This is a genomic window from Actinomadura sp. NEAU-AAG7, assembly GCF_018603865.1.
GTDB lineage: Bacteria > Actinomycetota > Actinomycetes > Streptosporangiales > Streptosporangiaceae > Spirillospora > Spirillospora litoris.
In genome coordinates this window covers 1,275,240-1,291,863 of record NZ_JAHFZY010000001.1, presented here as the reverse complement: position 1 = coordinate 1,291,863, position 16,624 = coordinate 1,275,240, and the positions used below count along the sequence as shown (strand labels likewise).

The window sequence follows — 16,624 nt, the reverse complement described above, 5'->3', positions numbered from 1 at the left end:
CCGCTTACACGGCTGGAGGCCCCGTCTCGGCTCAAATGTTCAGAGATGAACTTCTCTCCGATGCCATGCCCGATTCCGTGAGATTTCGCCGACCGGCCGCCCGCGCGTCGACCGGCCGTCCGAGAGTCGACCGGCCCGCCCGCGGGTCAGCCGCCCGCCAGTTCCCGGCCCCGGTCGCGGGCCGCCTCGATCGCCTCCAGGACGGCCGCGCGGACGCCGTGCCGCTCCAGCTCGCGGATCGCGGAGATCGTCGTCCCGCCCGGGGAGGTGACGGCCTCGCGCAGCAGCACGGGATGCTCGCCCGAGTCCCGCAGCATGATCGCCGCGCCGACCGCCGACTGGATCACCATCTCCAGCGCGGCGGCGCGCGGCATGCCGAGCAGGATGCCCGCGTCCACCATCGCCTCGACCAGGTAGTAGAAGTAGGCGGGCCCGCTGCCCGACAGCGCGGTCGCGCCGTCCTGGAGCGACTCGGGGATGCGCAGCACCTTCCCGACCGGCGACAGCAGCTCCTCGGCGAGCTTGAGGTGCTCCTCCCCCGCGTGCGCGCCGGCGGAGATCACGCTCATCGCCTCGTCCACGTGGACGGGCGTGTTCGACATGACGCGCACGACCGGGACGCCCTCGGGGAGCCGCTGCTCGATGAACGGGGTCGTGATGCCCGCCGCCATCGAGACGACCAGCCGTCCGGACGGGACGTGCGGGCCGATCTCGTCCAGCAGGGCGCCCATGTCCTGCGGTTTCACCGCCAGCACGAGCGTGCCCGCCTTCGCCGCGGCCTCGACGTTCGTGACGATCTGGACGCCGTACCGCTCGCGCAGCAGCGTGCCCCGCTGCTCGCGGCGCGTGGTCGCCATCAGCTCCGACGGGCGGCGCCCGGCCCGCAGCACCCCGGACAGCAGTGCCTCGCCCATCTTCCCGGCACCCAGAATCGCGATCATCGGCATATACCTTGACGTGGGGTTTCGTTGACCGCCCCAGCCTACCGAGCGGTCAGGAGCGCCCGGTGACGGACCGCATGACGAGCCGCAGGTTCGCGGGACGCTCGGCGAGGCGCCGCATGAAGTAGGCGTACCACTCGCGCCCGTAGGCGACGTAGACGCGGACGGCCGCGCCCTGCCCGGCCAGGCGCCGCTGCTCTTGCGGGCGGACCCCGTACAGCATCTGGTACTCGAAGGTGTCGGCGTCCCGTCCGTGCAGCACCGCCAGCGCTCCCGCGATGTCGATCAGGCGGGGGTCGTGCGTGGCGAGCATCGGGTAGCCCTTGCCCGCCATGAGCACCTTCATACAGCGGACGAAGGACTTGTCGATGTCCTCCTTGCCGGTGAAGGCGATCGGCTCGGGAGCGGCGTAGGCGCCCTTGCACAGCCTCACGCGCGACCCCTCGTAGGCCAGTTCCGCGCAGTGCTCCTCGGCCCGCCGCAGATACGCCTGGACGACCGCGCCCGTGTCGGGGAAGTCGCGCCGCAGTTCGTGGACGGTCCGCAGCGTGGAGTCGACGGTGGTGTGGTCCTCCATGTCGAGCGTGACCGTCGTCCCGGCGGAGCGGGCGGCGGTGCTGACGCGCCGCGCGTTGTCGAGCGCGAGCGCCTCGTCCACGGTCTGGCCGATCGCCGACAGCTTCAGCGAGACCTCGGCGCGCGTGCCGAGCGGCGCCCCCTCCAGCCGCGTGTCGCCGAGCCGCCGGAGCAGGTCGATGTAGTGCTGGACGTTCGCCTCGGCGCGCTCGCGGTCGGTCGTGTCCTCGCCGAGGACGTCGAGGGTGACCAGCAGGCCCTCGGTGGTGAGCTCCTCGGTGACGCGCGCCGCGTCCTCGATCGTCTCGCCCGCGATGAACCGCCGGACGACGTCACGGGTGAACGGCGCGGTCTCCACCACCCGGCGCGCACCTCCGCTGCGGGACGCGGCCAGCAAAGCCTGCCGAAGCACTGACGGACCCCCCTGTCGCTCGAATCTCGCTCGAACCCCCTGCCGCTCGCCACCAGCGTAGACCCGGGGCGTCAGGACACCGTGCCCAGGTTGTCGCCGCCGCCGTGCTGCCGGACGTACTCGGGCATCTCGGCGGTCTTGACCGCGTTGAACAGCGCCTTCGACTTCGCCGGGTCGAGCAGGACGACGCTCTGCTTTCCGCGCATGCCCGTGCCCCGGAAGGGCGTCGTCATGAACGCCACATCGGAGGCGCGCAGGTGCCGCAGGCTCAGCGCGAGCGAGCGCAGCTTGCCGCCGGACACGCTCTCGTCCACGCTGATCGACTTGGTGAACGCCGACAGGAACCGGTCGAGCTTCAGCGGGTTGGTCAGCGTGCCGCCGGCCGCCGCCTGCTTGGCGAGCGCGCTGAGGAACGCCTGCTGCCGCCTGATCCGGTCGAAGTCGCCGTTCGGCAGGTTGTAGCGCTGCCGGACGAACAGCAGCGCCCGCTCGCCGTCGAGCTTCTGCGGCCCGGCCTGCCAGTTCACCTTGCGGGCCGGGTCGTACACGCTCTGCTTGATGTCGACGGTGACGCCGCCGAGCGCGTCGGTCATCGACTTGAACCCCTCGAAGTCGATGGCGCCGTAGTGGTCGATCCGGACGCCGGTCAGGCTCTCCAGCGTCTTGATCAGCAGCCTCGGCCCGCCGTAGGAGAACGCCGCGTTGATCTTCTGGTTGCCGTAGCCGGGGATCTCCACCCACGAGTCGCGCGGGAACGAGACGACGTAGGCCCTGCGGCGGTCGGCCGGCAGGTGCAGCAGCATGATCGTGTCGGTGCGCTGCCGGCCGGGCTTCCACACCTCGCCGCCGTCGCCCGTCGTGGCGGCCTCGGCGCGCGAGTCCGACCCGACGAGCAGCCAGTTCTCGGTCCCGGCGACGTTCGGGCCGGGCCGCCGGGCGCCGTCCTCGGGCAGCGCGCCCTTGATCCGGCCGATGTTGCCGTTGTAGGAGGACTGGCGCTGCCAGACCAGCCCGCCGATGCCCGCGACGACCAGCGCGAAGAACACCCCGATCGCGATCAGGACGCGCGGCCAGCGGCGCTTGCGCGGCCTGCGGTGCCCCTGGCCGCCCTCGCCCGGGGCGGCGGGCCCGTCGCCGAGGCCGGGCAGCCCCCCGATGCCGGACGGCGTCCCGCTGCCGGACGGCGTCCCGGGCCCGGACGGCGCCCCCGGAGCCGTGGCGCCCGGAGCCCCGCGCGGCGGCACGGACGCGTCGGGTGGCCGGGGCGCGGAGGGGCCGGGGAGGTCTGGGGGGGTCATGGCGCCGGAGATTACCAGCCGCTCCCTGCTGCGAGACCCACATCGGCGCAGGGTGTCCGGTTCAGGCGGGGCCCCCCGTTCAGGTGGTGCGGCGGCGGAGCGTCGCGGCGCCGAGGACCAGCGCGACGACCGTGAACCCGGCGATGACCGCGATGTCCACGGCGAGGTCGCCGGTGAGGCTCGGGTGCAGGCTGATCTCCCGCATGCCCTCCACCGCGTACGTCAGCGGCAGGACGGCGGAGATCGCCTCCAGCCAGGACGCCATGTCGCCGCGCGGGACGATCAGCCCGCACAGCAGCAGCTGCGGCAGCACGAACGCCGGCATGAACTGGACGGCCTGGAACTCCGTCCGCGCGAACGCGCTCGCGAACAGCCCGAGCGCCATGCCGAGCAGCGCGTCCAGCACCGCGACGACCACGAGCGAGGTCAGCGACCCGGCGAGGTCGAGGCCGAGCCAGGTCAGCGAGATCAGCAGCACGACACCGACCTGCACCAGCGTGACGAGCCCGAACGCCAGCGCGTAGCCGAGCAGCAGGTCGAGCTTGCCGGTGGGCATGGTCATCAGCCGCTCCAGCGTCCCGCCCGTCCGCTCGCGCAGCGTCGCGACGCTCGTCACGATGAACATGATCAGGAAGGGGAACAGGCCGAGCAGCATCGGGCCGATCCGGTCGAACAGCACGGGCTGGTCGAACACGTACCGCAGCAGGATCATCAGCAGGCTCGGCACGCCGACGAGCATGGCGAGCGTGCGGTGGTCGTTCTTGAGCTGGGCCAGGATGCGGCGCGTCGTGGCCAGCGTGATCGACAGGCTCATGAGGGGCTCCCCGCGCGCTCGGTGATCAGGTGGAGGAACGCGCCCTCCAGGTCGTCCGCGCCCGTCCTCTCCCGCAGGGCGCCGGGCGCGCCGTCGGCGAGGATCTGGCCCTCGCGCATCAGCAGGAGCCGGTCGGTGCGGCCCGCCTCGTCCATCACGTGGCTGGACACGACCAGCGTCGTGCCGCGGTCGGCCAGCTCGCGGAACAGCTCCCACAGCTCCTGCCGCAGGACGGGGTCGAGGCCGACCGTCGGCTCGTCCAGGACGAGCAGCTCCGGCGAGCCGAGCAGCGCGACCGCGAGGTTGGCGCGGTTGAGCTGCCCGCCCGACAGCGTCGCGACGACCTGGTCGCGGCTGCGGCCGAGCCCGACCTCGTCGATCACCCGGGCGACGTCGCCGCGCGGCGCGCCCAGCACGGACGCGAAGTACCGCAGGTTCTCGGTGACGCTCAGGTCCGTGTAGACGGCGGGCGACTGCGTCGCGTACCCGACGCGGCGGCGCAGGCCGCGCGACCCGGCGGGTTCGCCGAGCACGGTCACCGTCCCGCTCTGGACGATCTGCACGCCGACGAGCGCGCGCATCAGCGTCGTCTTCCCGCAGCCGCTCGGGCCGAGCAGCCCGAGCACCGCCCCCTGCGGGACGTCGAAACTCAACCCGTGCAGCACTTCCCGGCCCCCGCGGACCACCCGCAGGTCCCGCACGCTGACCGCCGGACTTGAACTCATCATGTGTTGAATTTAATTCGCGCAAGCGGTACCGGTCAAGGGGCACGCGGAAGAGAGGAGGAGCTTCGGCCGGGGTTCAGCCGAGGTAGCGCTGGAGCGTGGGCGCGACGAGGGCGATCAGCTCGTCCTCGGAGGCGGACGCGATCGGCTCGACCCGCACGACATAGCGGACGATCATCAGCCCGATCAGCTGGCCCGCCGCGGCCTGGGCGTTCAGCATCGGCACGTCGGTGGCCTCGCCGACGCGTCCGAACAGGGCGGAGGTGACGAACTCGCGCAGCAGCGCGGCGGCGCGCTCGTTGGTCATCGCCGAGCGGAGCATGGCGAGCAGCGGCGCGCGGCGCTCGGGATCGCTCCAGACCTCCAAAAAGACGCGGACCATGGTCTCGCCGAGCCGGTCGCGGGGGGCGGCGAGGATGCGCGGCAGGAGGACGGCCGGGTCCACCGGGAAGCGCATGGCCTCGATGAACACGCCCTCCTTGTTGCCGAAGAAGTGGTGGACGAGCGCCGGGTCGACATCGGCGGCCCGCGCGATCGCGCGCAGGGACGCGCCGTCGTAGCCCTTCTCGGCGAACAGCTCGCGGGCCTGCGCGAGGATCGTCTCGCGCGTCTCGCTGCGCCCGGGCCGGCGGCCGGGCCCCGGACGGCGGCCCGGACCCCGCGCGGGCCTGGTGGCCTCCGTCACCGCGCTCCCCGCAGGGTGATCTCCCCGCGCGAGCTGACCTGCCAGGTGCGGTCGGCCGCGGCGAGGTGCAGGCGGGCGAACGCGAGCGCCTCGGCGAGGTCCTCCATCCGCTCGGGACGGCCCGCCGCGCGCCGCGTGTTGACCTCCAGCACGACGTGCCCCCGGTACCCGCCCTCGGCCAGGTTCTCCAGCATCGGCCCGCACGGCTGGGCGCCCCGGCCCGGGACGAGGTGCTCGTCCTTGTTGGTGACGCCCATGCCGTCGGCCAGATGGACGTGGCGGAGCCGGTCGCCGAGGCTCGCGGCCATGTCCAGCGCGTCGGAGCCCGACACCGCCGTGTGGGACATGTCGAGGGTCACGAAGGGGTAGTCCTGGTCGACCGGGTTCCAGTCGGGGAGGTACATCCCGGCCTCGGCGCCGCGCGCCTTGAGCGGGAACATGTTCTCGACCGCGAACAGGACGTCCGTCTCGTCCTGCATGCGGGCGAGGCCCTCGACGAACTCCTTGGCGTACTCGCGCTGCCAGCGGAACGGCGGGTGGACGACGACGACCTCCGCGCCCAGCTCCTCCGCGACCTCCTTGGATCGCACCAGCTTGCCCCAGGGCTCGCGTCCCCAGACCCGCTGGGTGAGCAGCAGGCAGGGCGCGTGGATCGATTTGATCGGCACCTGGTGGTAGTCGGAGAGGCGGCGCAGGACGTTCAGGTCCTGGGAGGAGGCGTCGGTGGAGACCATCACCTCGACGCCGTCGTATCCGAGCAGGGCGGCGATCTCGAAGGCGCTCGGGACCTTCTCCGGATAGACCGAGGCGGTCGACAGCGTGATCGGCGCGTCCGGCACGCGCAGGGCCGGTGCGAACGCGCCGTTGTAGTCCGCGGTCAAGGCTCCCTCGCCAGGAATGTTCGCCAATGTTTCGTACGGAAAGCCTATGCGCACCCGGCGCCGATCGGACCCTCGCCCAGAGTGATCCTCGTTGCCCTCGCCATCACCCTCCAGTGCCACCCGCGTTCGGCGGGGCTACGCTCTGCTGGCGTGGCCGAGATAGCTCCGGGGGCGGTGCCGAGCCCGAACATCTGGAACTCCCCGCGCGTGTACGAGGTCGAGAACCGCGCGGTCGACCCGGACGGGGTGCTGGAGGCGGCGATGCGGGCCGTCCGGCCGTGGCGGGGCTCGACGGTGCTGGACCTCGGCTGCGGAACCGGCTTCCACCTGCCCTTCTTCGCCCAGGAGGCGGGCCGGGTGATCGGGGTGGAGCCGCATGCGGGGCTCGCCGCGACGGCACGGCGGCGCGTGCGGGACCTGCCGAACGTGACCGTCCGCGTGGGCGCGGCCCAGGCGCTCCCGCTCCCCGACGCGTCGGTGGACGTCGTCCACGTCCGCTGGGCGTACTTCTTCGGGCCCGGATGCGAACCGGGCCTCGCGGAGCTGGACCGGGTCGTCCGGCGCGGCGGCGCGATCATGATCATCGACAACGACGCGACGCGGTCGACGTTCGGCGGCTGGTTCCGGCGCGGGCTGCCGAAGTACGACCCCGGCGCGGTGGAGCGGTTCTGGACGCGGCGCGGCTACCACCGGGAACCCCTCATGATCCGCTGGTCGTTCCAGAACCGGAGCGACCTCGCGGACGTGCTGCGCATCGAGTTCCCGCGCGATCTCGCGGACGCGTTCCTGCGCGAACACGACGGGCTCGACGTGGACTACGCGGTGAACCTGTGGTGGCGCCGCGCGTGAACACTGACTGGCCGGTCACCCCCGACCTCTACTAGACTTCCCGTACAACAACAGCCCTTCGCAGGCGGTGTCGCCGCGTCTCGGCCGGCGTCCGCGACCCCGAGGAACGGGAGGAACCGGCCATGGGCCGTGCCGCCAGGACGAGCCGCACCCTGCTGGCCGCCGGGATGATCGGCGCCGCGGGCGCGGGCGCCGGGATCGCCGGGATCGCCGCCCAGCGCCGCGCCATGCGCCGCTTCCACCTGCGCCCCGACCCCTTCGCGGGCGAGCCGTTCGGCTCCCTGCGCGGGCGTCCCGTCCCCGTCCGCGCGGACGACGGCACCCGCCTGTACGCCGAGATCGACGGCGACGACCGCGACGACCTCGCCGTCGTGTTCACCCACGGCTGGACCCTCACCCAGGACTCCTGGCACTTCCAGCGCAGGGCCCTGCGCGGCCACGGCCGCCTCGTCTTCTGGGACCACCGCGGCCACGGCCGCTCGTCCGGCGGCGCGCGCGACGGGTACACCGTCCACCGCCTCGCCCGCGACCTCGGCGCGGTCATCGAGGCCACCGTCCCCGCCGGGACGCCGGTCGTCCTCGTCGGCCACTCGATGGGCGGCATGACGATCATGCGCTACGCGGACGAGAACCCCGGCCTGATCGGCGACCGGATCGTCGCCGCCGCGCTGGTGTGCACCTCCTCCGGCGGGCTCGGCGAGGTCACGCTCGGCATGCCCGCCCTGCTCGCGCGCGTGTCGCAGCGCGTCCTGCCCGGTGCCCTGCGCGCGGCGGGCGCCGGGTCGGCGGTGATCGACCGGGTCCGCCACCTCGGCCGGGACGGCTCGGTCCTGCTCAAGGACCTGGTCGCCTTCGGCCCCGACGCGGGCCCCGCCGCCGTCGCGTTCGCCGACCAGATGATGACCGAGACCCGCACCGACGCCTACCTCGACTTCTTCCGCTCCATGATCACCACTCAGGTGATCAGCGACTGCGCGGCCCTCGGCGGCACCGACGCGCTCGTCGTCGGCGCCGAGCACGACCGGCTCACCCCGGTCGGGCACAGCCACCGGATCGCCGAGTGCATCCCGTCCGCCCGGTTGGAGATCATCAGGGACGCGGGCCACATGGCCATGCTGGAACGCCCCGACCTCGTCTCCGCCCACCTCACCGACCTCGTCGCGCGGGCTCGCGCGAATGTCGGCGGCGGGCTCTAGGCTCCCGTCCCATGGCGAAGGCGAAGACGGCGGCCAAGGCGGCCTACCGCTGCTCCGACTGCGGCTGGCAGACGTCCAAATGGGTCGGGCGCTGCGGCGAGTGCCAGACGTGGGGCACGGTCACCGAGGCGGCGTCGGCGACGCCCGCGCGGGTGGTGCACGCGGGGCCGGTGAGCGCGCCCGCGCGCCCGATCGGGCAGGTCGACGTGCGCTCCGCCAAGACCAAGCCCACCGGGCTGGACGAGCTCGACCGCGTGCTCGGCGGCGGCATCGTGCCCGGCGCCGTCCTGCTGCTGGCGGGCGAACCGGGCATCGGCAAGTCCACGCTGCTGCTGGAGGTCGCGGCGCTGGCCTCGACCGGCGCCTCCGGCCCCGGCTCCGATGCCGATTCCCATTCCGATTCCAAGGAGACCTCGCACGTCCTGTACGTGACGGGCGAGGAGTCGGCCGAGCAGGTGCGGCTGCGCGCCGACCGCGTCGGCGCGATCACCGACCACCTCTACCTCGCGGCGGAGACGGAGCTGTCGGCCGTCCTCGGGCACGTCGAGGCCGTCCAGCCGACGCTGCTGGTCGTCGACTCCATCCAGACCATCGGGACGTCGGAGGTCGACGGCGCGCCCGGCGGCGTCACGCAGATCCGCGAGGTCGCCGCCAACCTCATCCGGGTCGCCAAGGAGCGCGGCATCACGGTCGTGCTCGTCGGCCACGTCACCAAGGACGGCGCGATCGCCGGGCCCCGCCTGCTGGAGCACCTGGTCGACGTCGTGCTCTACTTCGAGGGCGACCGGCACTCCCGGCTCCGCATGATCCGCGCCGTGAAGAACCGCTACGGCCCCACCGACGAGCTGGGCTGCTTCGACCTGTCGGAGGTCGGCATCGTCGGCCTGCCCGACCCGAGCGGGCTGTTCCTCACCCGCCGCGACGAACCCGTCCCCGGCACGTGCGTGACCGTCACGCTGGAGGGCCGCCGCCCGCTCGTCGCCGAGGTGCAGTCGCTCGTCGCCAAGTCGCACCTGCCCTCCCCGCGCCGCGCGACCTCGGGGCTCGACACCTCGCGCGTCGCGATGGTCCTCGCCGTCCTCGCGCAGCGCTGCAAGATCTCGATGCACGAGCAGGACGTGTACGTGTCCACCGTGGGCGGCGTCCGGCTGACCGAGACCTCCGTCGACCTCGCGCTCGCGCTCGCCGTCGCCGGGTCCACGGTCGAGCAGTCGCTGTCCACCACCCTGATCGCGCTCGGCGAGGTCGGGCTCGCGGGCGAGGCGCGGGTCGTCCCGGGCGTCCAGCGGCGGCTCGCCGAGGCCGCCCGCCTCGGGTTCAAGTACGCCGTCGTCCCGCGCGGCTCCCTCGAACTGGCCGACGGCTCCCCGCTCAAGCGCGCCGATCCGCAGCTCTCCAGCTACGAGGGGATGAAGGTGATGGAGGTCGACAGCATCCAGCAGGCGCTCCAGGTCGCCTTTACGGCGCCCTGAGCCGGGTAGCGCCAGAGTATTACTGCACGCAACCGGTGGTTGCGACCAGGGGAGGAACCAGGCGAGCGCCCTCCTCGGTAAACTGACGCCGTCCAGCGACCTCCGGGGGCCAGGTGCCAGCACACAACAAGGGTCATGACGAACGACGCCGCGCCACCCTCGCGGCGGTTGCCCCGGGCACCCAGATCCGGGACGGACTGGAACGGATCCTCCGGGGCCACACCGGCGGGCTGATCGTGCTCGGCTACGACAAGCCGGTCGAGGAGCTGTGCACGGGCGGCTTCGAACTCGACGTCGAGTTCTCCGCGACCCGGCTGCGCGAGCTGGCCAAGATGGACGGCGCGATCGTCCTCAACGGCAGCCACAGCCGGATCGTCCGCGCCGCCGTCCACCTCGTCCCGGACTCCACCATCCCCACCGAGGAGTCGGGCACCCGGCACCGCACCGCCGAACGCGTCGCCCGCCAGACCGGCTACCCGGTCATCTCGGTCAGCCAGTCGATGCACATCATCGCGCTGTACCTCGACGGCATCCGCTACGTGCTGGAGGACTCCGCCGCGATCCTGTCCAAGGCCAACCAGGCCCTCGCGACGCTCGAACGCTACAAGCTCCGGCTGGACGAGGTGTCGGGCACGCTCTCGGCACTGGAGATCGAGGACCTCGTCACCGTCCGCGACGTCAGCGCCGTCGTCCAGCGGCTGGAGATGGTGCGCCGCATCGCCGACGAGATCGAGGGCTACGTCGTCGAGCTCGGCACCGACGGGCGGCTGCTGTCCCTCCAGCTCGACGAGCTGGTCTCCGGCGTCGACGTCGACCGCGAGCTGATCGTCCGCGACTACCCCTCCGCCGACACCCGCGCCCGCGGGGTCAACGCGATCCTGTCCGCGCTGGACGTGCTGTCGGCCAACGAGCTGCTCGACCTGTCCACGGTCGCCGAGGTCATGGGCTTCGCCGGGCCCGACGCGCTCGACCTGCCCGTCAGCCCCAAGGGCTTCCGCCTGCTCGCCAAGGTCCCGCGCCTGCCGAGCATGGTCGTCGAACGCCTCGTCGAGCACTTCGGCGGCCTCCAGAAGCTCCTCGCCGCCAGCATCGACGACCTCCAGGCCGTCGGCGGCGTCGGCGAGTCCCGCGCCCGCAGCGTCCGCGAGGGCCTGTCCCGGCTGGCCGAGTCCTCCATCCTCGAACGCTACGTCTGACCTTCGGGCCCGGGGGTTCGCGGCCGGTCCGTCAACGGAGCTGGAAGACCTGCTTCCCGGCGCCCTTCAGCGCGACGACATAGGTGCCCGGACGGACGCGGGCGCCCCCGCAGCCGCGCCGCCGGTCCCAGCCGACGGTGTCGACGTAGGGGATGCCGCGGCGCAGCGTCCGGCGGGTGTTCTCCGCACGTCCCCCGCCGCTCCTCCGGCAGCGGGCCGACGACCAGATGCGGTCATCGCCCGACGCGACGCGCACGTCGAGTGATCCCGCGTCCCACGTGCACTCGCCCTCGCCCGCGTTGACGACCGAGACGCGGAAGCGCGGCGCGTCCCGTCCGGTGTAGGTGTCGCGGGACGCCGCCAGGCTGACGACCAGGTTCTTCGCCGCGCAGCGGCCGCCCTCCGCGACGGGCTCGGCGGAGCGGATGACGGTCCGCGTCACGGTGACGGTCGGCATCGCGGTCGGCGGCGGATCGCTCCACGCGGCGTTCGCGCGCCGCCGGGGCTCGTCCTCCCCGTCCGCGCACGCCCACGCGAGGACGCCGACGGCGCCGAGGCCCATCGCGAGGGCCACCACCCGGCGCCGCCAGTACCGGTCGAGCCCAGAACCACCGGAACCACGTCCGGTATCCACCCCCATACGGTCAGTATGCATTCGCCGAACCGGTGCGAGGACGCGACCCGCCGCGTGCCACAATGGCGATCCGCCATGAACTCCATCTACCTCGACCCGATCCTCGGCTGGTACGAGGCGAACGCCCGTGACCTGCCGTGGCGCGCCGACGACGCCACCCCGTGGGGCGTGCTGGTCAGCGAGATCATGCTCCAGCAGACCCCGGTCGCGCGCGTCCTGCCCGTGTGGCAGACCTGGATGCGGCGCTGGCCCGCACCGGCCGACCTGGCCGCCGAACCGTCCGGCGAGGCGGTCCGCGCTTGGGGGCGGCTCGGCTACCCGCGCCGCGCGCTGCGGCTGCACGGGAGTGCCCGCGCGATCACCGAACGGCACGGCGGCGCGGTGCCCTCCGCCCACGAGGAGCTGCTGGCGCTGCCCGGCATCGGCTCCTACACGGCCGCCGCCGTGGCCAGCTTCGCCTTCCGGCAGCGCCACGCGGTGCTGGACACCAACGTCCGCCGCGTCCTCGCCCGGCTGCTCGGCGGCGTCGAGTACCCGCCGAAGTCGCAGACCAGGGCCGAGGTGCGGCTCGCCGAGTCGCTGCTGCCGCTCGACCCGCCGACCGCCGCGCGCTGGGCCGTCGCGGTCATGGAACTCGGCGCGCTGGTCTGCACCGCGCGGACGCCCCGCTGCGCCGACTGCCCGGTCATCGCGTCCTGCGCCTGGCAGCGCGCGGGCAGGCCCGCCTACGACGGCCCGCCGCGCCGCGGCCAGACCTACGCGGGCACCGACCGGCAGTGCCGGGGGCGGCTGCTCGCCGTCCTGCGCGACGCCGAGGGCCCGGTCGAGAAGCCCGCGCTGGACGTCGTCTGGTCCGACGCCGTCCAACGCGAACGCGCACTCGACGCCCTGGTCGCCGACGGCCTGGTCGACCCCCTCCAGGACGGCCGGTACGCGTTGCCCGTGTAAAAGGCGACACCCGCCAGGCGGGTCGCCTGGCGGGCGTCTCACCTTGTGCTGCTCAGTGGCGGTTCTTCTCGTAGGCGTCGATCAGACGGCCGAGCTTCGAGAACTTCTCGGTGTAGGAGTAGGGGTAGGTCCCGGGCGGGGTGGCCGGGCGACCGGCGTCCACGTACTGCGTGCCCAGGTTGGAGAACACGACGACCACGTAGGAGCGGCCGCCCTTGCCGGGCAGCGCCCGGACGATGCCCGCGTCGGCGGCGGTGTTGTTCACCCAGCCGGTCTTGTGCGCGAACGCGACCTCGGCCTTCGCGTTGCACGGACGGACGTCCTGGCCGAACTTGTTGCCGTCGACGGTCACCGTCCCGTCCTCGCCGATCCAGCGGGACGGCACGGCGTTCGGGATGCCGGGCGCCGGGTAGTCGCCGCCGCACCGGTTCGCCGACGACAGCATGTCGTTGAAGCCCTGCTGCCCCAGCTCGGACAGGAAGAACTTCCGCGACTCGGTACTGAGGACCGCCCTGGTCACGGGCTTGCCGTTGGGCGCCGTCCACACCCGCCCGGGGGCGCCGTTGATGAGCGTGAGCAGCTTGGCCGTGTCGAGCGAGCTCATCGTGACCGAGTTGGACCAGCGCCCGCCGTTGGCCGGGTTCGTGCCCTTGAGCTGGAGGGTCTCCAGACCGAGGTCCTGGAACGTCTGGTTCAGCGGGTCGATGGCCTGGTTGTCGTGCAGCATCTTGATCAGCGCGCACGACGCGGCGTTGGAGGAGTAGGTCAGCGAGGCGTCCATGTACTGCCGGATCGTCTTCTTGCTGGCCCCTCCGCACAGCGAGCTGATCGGCGAGGGCTCGTAGGAGTAGGTGTCGTCCAGCTTGACCTTGCCCTGGTCGACCAGCCGCAGCACGCCGAAGTTGACCATCAGCTTCAGCACGGACGCCGGGTAGTCGAGCATGTGGTCGATGGGCGCGTTCTCCCGGCCCTGGACCACGTCGATCGTGCCCTGGCCCTTGTTCTTGTACCAGCCGGCGTCGTCCCACTGCCGCCAGCGGACGCTCTTGGTGGACAGGTTCCGGTCGACCGGGACCACGACGCCGTCCTTGTAGAGCGGGCTCATCAGCACCGTGCCGGACGAGACGGGACGTCCGCGCCGGTCCAGTTCGATGACGGTCGCGTCCATCTGCGGCTGCTGCGCGATCGGCTGCGGCGCGGCGACGGAGGCGACGCGCCTGTCGGCGTTGAGCTCCTTGTCCACCGGGTTCCGCGCGGACCGCGCCTGCGCCGTGCTGGGCGGCGCCGTGTCCAGGACCTCCTGGAACCTCAGCCCCTCGATGGCCTGGCGGAGGTGCTGGCCGACCTTGCCCGTCCGCTTCGCGTCCACACCCTTCGCCGTCTCAGCCGACGCCTGTCCGGTGGTACCGGCCACCAGCGCCGCCGCGGTGACGACTCCGACGGCCCCGTACATCCATGTGCGCCTCAATGGACCTCCCCGATCCGGTGGGCAAATTCAAGATCATCGTAGGGAGGTGCCGGACGGCCGCGCATCGGAACCCGGTATTTCGATGCCGGCCGCCTGTGCCTGAAGCTCGGATCGGACGAGTTCCAGCAGCCGTCCCGACCAGTTGCGCCCCCGATCGCCCCGGGTCGCCCAATGGTCGGAATCCATGCCGCCGTAGCCGATCGGGGCGTCGCCCGTCCCGAGCAGGATCGCGGCGAGCCTTGGATGCTGGGCGAACTTCGCGCGTTGCAGGCCCGCCATGACGGCCGTCCGCGCGTCCGGCCAACCTTCCACCCGCGCCGACTCGGCCGCCAGTTTCCGCGCCTCGGACGGAGTCTCGGCCTCCCGGACGCGCTCCCGCGCCCCGCGATCGGCCGTGGACAGCGCCCAATACGCGTGCGACACGGACGGATAGACGACTCCCCCGACCTCGATCGGTGCGGGGAACTCGTCTTGCAGCACATCGAGGCCGGCTTTCTCAGGAGGGCCTTTGGGGAGCACCCGGCCACCCAGGTGGACCGTCCCCGCGACCGGCTTCTCCGGATCATCGGCAGGCCGTTTGTTCGCGTACTCCGTGCGGGCCTGGTCACGCTCGGCGAAATACCGCAGCGCCTCGTCCCGCATGGATTCGGTGATGACCTCCACCTGGAACCAGCCGCCTATCGGCGGTTCTCCGATATCGGTGGCCAGGGCGACCAGCGGTCCGTCCTTCCGGTCCATGTCACCGAGCGCGTAGTGGCGCTTGTGTTCCGGAATCGCGAGATACGCCTCACGCAACGCGCGCCGATCATCCTCGTCCCGCGTTGCCAGATAGCGGTCGAGCCTGGTCAGGCACCGGTCGGTCGAGTCCGGACGGTCGTTGAGCCGCTCGATGTCGTCGGCGACCTCGCCCAGCAACATCTCGGCCGTGAGCCCGAAACTCGCCTCGGCCGTTTTCCACCGGCCCAACTCGAACGCGCTGACCTCGGCGCCCTCCGGCACCTCGGTCACGACCCAGCCGCTGTCGAGTTTGCGTCGCAGGCCGTCCAGGTCCACCCATTCCCAGCAGTGGATCGCGCCGTCCGCGTATATCTGAAGGCCCGTCAGGTGATATGAGAAGTTGTGAATGAAGACCAGGCGCGTCACGCCCTCGATGCGCCGCCCGTCCGCGACGCGGTAGATCCGATCCATGCCCCCGCCAACTCATAGGTGTCGCCGAAGCATGCCGGGCGCCCCGAGCCAGGTCAACGGACATAAACCGATGGCCCGCGATCACGCGGGCCGAATACGGTACGTGGCGTGCGTGATCTGCTCAGCCTCCCCAAGGTCCACCTGCATGTGCACCTGGAAAGCACCATCCGCCAGGAGACCCTCCGCGAGATAGGAGCGGCGAACGGCATCCGGGTACCGGCCGGCTCCGGCGCCCTCGGCGGTTTCGCCGCGTTCTTCGCGCAGAACAACCTGGTCCGCGAATGCCTCCGCCGCCCGCGGGACTTCCACCGGATCGCCTATGAGTTCTGCCGGGACGAAGCGGCCCAGGGCACCCGCTACGCCGAGGCGTCGTTCACCGCCGCCGCCCACGGCGAACGCCTCGGCGACCTCGACATGCCCCTGACCGCCGTCCGCGAGGGCCTGGCCGCCGGACGCGAGGCGTTCGGCATCGACGTCCGCCTCATCCTCGACCACTCCCGCCGCCGCTCCCTGGACCGCGCCTGGCACACCCTGGCCCTGGCCGAACGCCACGACGACGTGGTGGCCATCGGCCTGGCGGGAGACGAGTCCTACCCGGGCGACCCGTTCACGGCCGTCTTCGCCGCCGCCCATGACGCGGGCCTGCACGTCGTCCACCACGCGGGCGAGGCCGAGGGCCCGGCCAGCATCCGCCAGGCCCTGGACGCGGGCCGCACCGAACGCCTGGGCCACGGCATCCGCGTCCTGGACGACCCGGACCTGGTCGCGGAGGTCCGTGAACGCCGCATCCCCCTGGAGGTGTGCCCGTCCTCCAACGTGGCCCTGGGCTTCTCGCCCTCCCTGGCCGACCACCCCCTCCCTCACCTCCTCGACGCGGGCCTCCTCGTCACGATCAACACCGACATTCCAGCCCTGATCGACACCCCGCTGACCACCGAGTACACCCACGCCCGCGAAACCTTCGGCTACGACGACGCCACCTTGGCCGCCCTGGCCCACAACGCCACCGAAGCCTCCTTCGCCCCACCCCCCACAAAGACAACCATCCACAAAGCAATCAAAACCTGGCTAACCCCACCCCCCCAATAACCCCCCAGCCCCACGCCCCAGCCCCAGCCCCACCCCCGGCCTCCGGGCCCCGCTCCACGCCCCAGACCTCCCTGCCCCCGCCCATGCCCCGGCCCTCCACGGCCCACGCCAAAGCCCCCCACCCCAGACATCCCGCCCCGGCGCCCGAGTTTCGGCCCCCGCCCACACCCCCGGCCCTCGCTCCGCCCCAGGCATCCCGCCTCGCCCCCTCACACCTCATATCCACGCCCGAGCTCCGGGCCCCGCCCACAC

Annotated in this window: 16 protein-coding genes; 6 read left to right on the top strand and 10 right to left on the bottom strand. The window is 72.3% G+C overall.

The window, feature by feature from the left end:
- Positions 1–146: 146 nt before the first annotated feature.
- The 7 genes from proC to KLI87_RS05875 form a co-directional block, all read right to left on the bottom strand.
- A complete protein-coding gene (gene proC / locus KLI87_RS05905) occupies positions 147–941 on the bottom strand; it encodes a pyrroline-5-carboxylate reductase (RefSeq protein ID WP_173390622.1) in 795 nt (264 codons plus the stop codon).
- A 52-nt stretch (positions 942–993) separates the two neighbouring features.
- Complete coding sequence (locus KLI87_RS05900; protein WP_214616103.1) at positions 994–1,929, bottom strand: proline dehydrogenase family protein; 936 nt, start codon at positions 1,927–1,929, stop codon at positions 994–996.
- 71 nt (positions 1,930–2,000) lie between these two features.
- Positions 2,001–3,227 carry an LCP family protein gene (locus KLI87_RS05895; RefSeq protein ID WP_214616102.1) on the bottom strand — a complete coding sequence of 409 codons (1,227 nt, stop codon included), beginning with the start codon at positions 3,225–3,227 and terminating at the stop codon, positions 2,001–2,003.
- Positions 3,228–3,306: 79 nt separating this feature from the next.
- Positions 3,307–4,041 (bottom strand): ABC transporter permease, encoded by a 735-nt coding sequence (locus KLI87_RS05890; RefSeq protein WP_156214500.1) that lies wholly within the window; start codon positions 4,039–4,041, stop codon positions 3,307–3,309.
- Positions 4,038–4,769: an ABC transporter ATP-binding protein gene (locus KLI87_RS05885; protein ID WP_156214501.1), complete on the bottom strand. Its 732-nt coding sequence runs from the start codon at positions 4,767–4,769 to the stop codon at positions 4,038–4,040. Before KLI87_RS05885 ends, KLI87_RS05890 begins: the two co-directional genes overlap by 4 nt.
- A 73-nt stretch (positions 4,770–4,842) precedes the next feature.
- Entirely contained in the window at positions 4,843–5,451 is a 609-nt protein-coding gene (locus KLI87_RS05880) for a TetR family transcriptional regulator (protein WP_214616101.1), read from the bottom strand.
- A complete protein-coding gene (locus KLI87_RS05875; RefSeq protein ID WP_156214502.1) occupies positions 5,448–6,332 on the bottom strand; it encodes a sugar phosphate isomerase/epimerase in 885 nt (294 codons plus the stop codon). The genes KLI87_RS05880 and KLI87_RS05875 overlap by 4 nt, the downstream gene beginning before the upstream one ends.
- A 150-nt stretch (positions 6,333–6,482) precedes the next feature.
- On the opposite strand from KLI87_RS05875, the gene KLI87_RS05870 reads away from it, so the two are divergent.
- From KLI87_RS05870 to disA, 4 genes are all read left to right on the top strand, one after another.
- On the top strand, positions 6,483–7,181 hold the full coding sequence (locus KLI87_RS05870; RefSeq protein WP_214616100.1) for a class I SAM-dependent methyltransferase: 699 nt from the start codon (positions 6,483–6,485) through the stop codon (positions 7,179–7,181).
- 122 nt (positions 7,182–7,303) lie between these two features.
- On the top strand, positions 7,304–8,377 hold the full coding sequence (locus KLI87_RS05865) for an alpha/beta fold hydrolase (RefSeq protein WP_214616099.1): 1,074 nt from the start codon (positions 7,304–7,306) through the stop codon (positions 8,375–8,377).
- Between the two features lie 11 nt (positions 8,378–8,388).
- Entirely contained in the window at positions 8,389–9,849 is a 1,461-nt protein-coding gene (radA, locus tag KLI87_RS05860) for a DNA repair protein RadA (RefSeq protein ID WP_214616098.1), read from the top strand.
- 113 nt (positions 9,850–9,962) lie between these two features.
- The gene (gene disA / locus KLI87_RS05855) at positions 9,963–11,045 is read left to right on the top strand and encodes a DNA integrity scanning diadenylate cyclase DisA (protein WP_214616097.1); all 1,083 of its coding nucleotides are present in this window, start codon (positions 9,963–9,965) and stop codon (positions 11,043–11,045) included.
- 31 nt (positions 11,046–11,076) lie between these two features.
- On the opposite strand, the gene KLI87_RS05850 is transcribed toward disA, so the two are convergent.
- Positions 11,077–11,685, bottom strand: coding sequence for a hypothetical protein (locus KLI87_RS05850; RefSeq protein WP_214616096.1), 609 nt, complete (start codon positions 11,683–11,685; stop codon positions 11,077–11,079).
- Between the two features lie 69 nt (positions 11,686–11,754).
- On the opposite strand from KLI87_RS05850, the gene KLI87_RS05845 reads away from it, so the two are divergent.
- Complete coding sequence (locus KLI87_RS05845) at positions 11,755–12,627, top strand: A/G-specific adenine glycosylase (RefSeq protein ID WP_156214506.1); 873 nt, start codon at positions 11,755–11,757, stop codon at positions 12,625–12,627.
- Positions 12,628–12,679: 52 nt separating this feature from the next.
- On the opposite strand, the gene KLI87_RS05840 is transcribed toward KLI87_RS05845, so the two are convergent.
- Both KLI87_RS05840 and KLI87_RS05835 read right to left on the bottom strand, forming a co-directional pair.
- Entirely contained in the window at positions 12,680–14,095 is a 1,416-nt protein-coding gene (locus KLI87_RS05840; RefSeq protein WP_214616095.1) for a serine hydrolase, read from the bottom strand.
- Between the two features lie 33 nt (positions 14,096–14,128).
- Positions 14,129–15,283: an NADAR family protein gene (locus KLI87_RS05835; protein WP_214616094.1), complete on the bottom strand. Its 1,155-nt coding sequence runs from the start codon at positions 15,281–15,283 to the stop codon at positions 14,129–14,131.
- 108 nt (positions 15,284–15,391) lie between these two features.
- Between KLI87_RS05835 and add the strand changes: the two genes are divergently transcribed.
- Positions 15,392–16,372 carry an adenosine deaminase gene (add, locus tag KLI87_RS05830; RefSeq protein ID WP_214616093.1) on the top strand — a complete coding sequence of 327 codons (981 nt, stop codon included), beginning with the start codon at positions 15,392–15,394 and terminating at the stop codon, positions 16,370–16,372.
- Positions 16,373–16,624 lie beyond the last annotated feature (252 nt).

What these genes read in the sequence shown, in the direction of transcription:
- KLI87_RS05850 (WP_214616096.1), bottom strand. Translation starts at nt 11,685, where the DNA reads ATGGGGGTGGATACCGGACGTGGTTCCGGTGGTTCTGGGCTCGACCGG.
- KLI87_RS05845 (WP_156214506.1), top strand. Translation starts at nt 11,755, where the DNA reads ATGAACTCCATCTACCTCGACCCGATCCTCGGCTGGTACGAGGCGAAC.
- radA (WP_214616098.1), top strand. Translation starts at nt 8,389, where the DNA reads ATGGCGAAGGCGAAGACGGCGGCCAAGGCGGCCTACCGCTGCTCCGAC.
- KLI87_RS05835 (WP_214616094.1), bottom strand. Translation starts at nt 15,283, where the DNA reads ATGGATCGGATCTACCGCGTCGCGGACGGGCGGCGCATCGAGGGCGTG.
- proC (WP_173390622.1), bottom strand. Translation starts at nt 941, where the DNA reads ATGATCGCGATTCTGGGTGCCGGGAAGATGGGCGAGGCACTGCTGTCC.
- KLI87_RS05890 (WP_156214500.1), bottom strand. Translation starts at nt 4,041, where the DNA reads ATGAGCCTGTCGATCACGCTGGCCACGACGCGCCGCATCCTGGCCCAG.
- KLI87_RS05865 (WP_214616099.1), top strand. Translation starts at nt 7,304, where the DNA reads ATGGGCCGTGCCGCCAGGACGAGCCGCACCCTGCTGGCCGCCGGGATG.
- KLI87_RS05895 (WP_214616102.1), bottom strand. Translation starts at nt 3,227, where the DNA reads ATGACCCCCCCAGACCTCCCCGGCCCCTCCGCGCCCCGGCCACCCGAC.
- KLI87_RS05885 (WP_156214501.1), bottom strand. Translation starts at nt 4,769, where the DNA reads ATGATGAGTTCAAGTCCGGCGGTCAGCGTGCGGGACCTGCGGGTGGTC.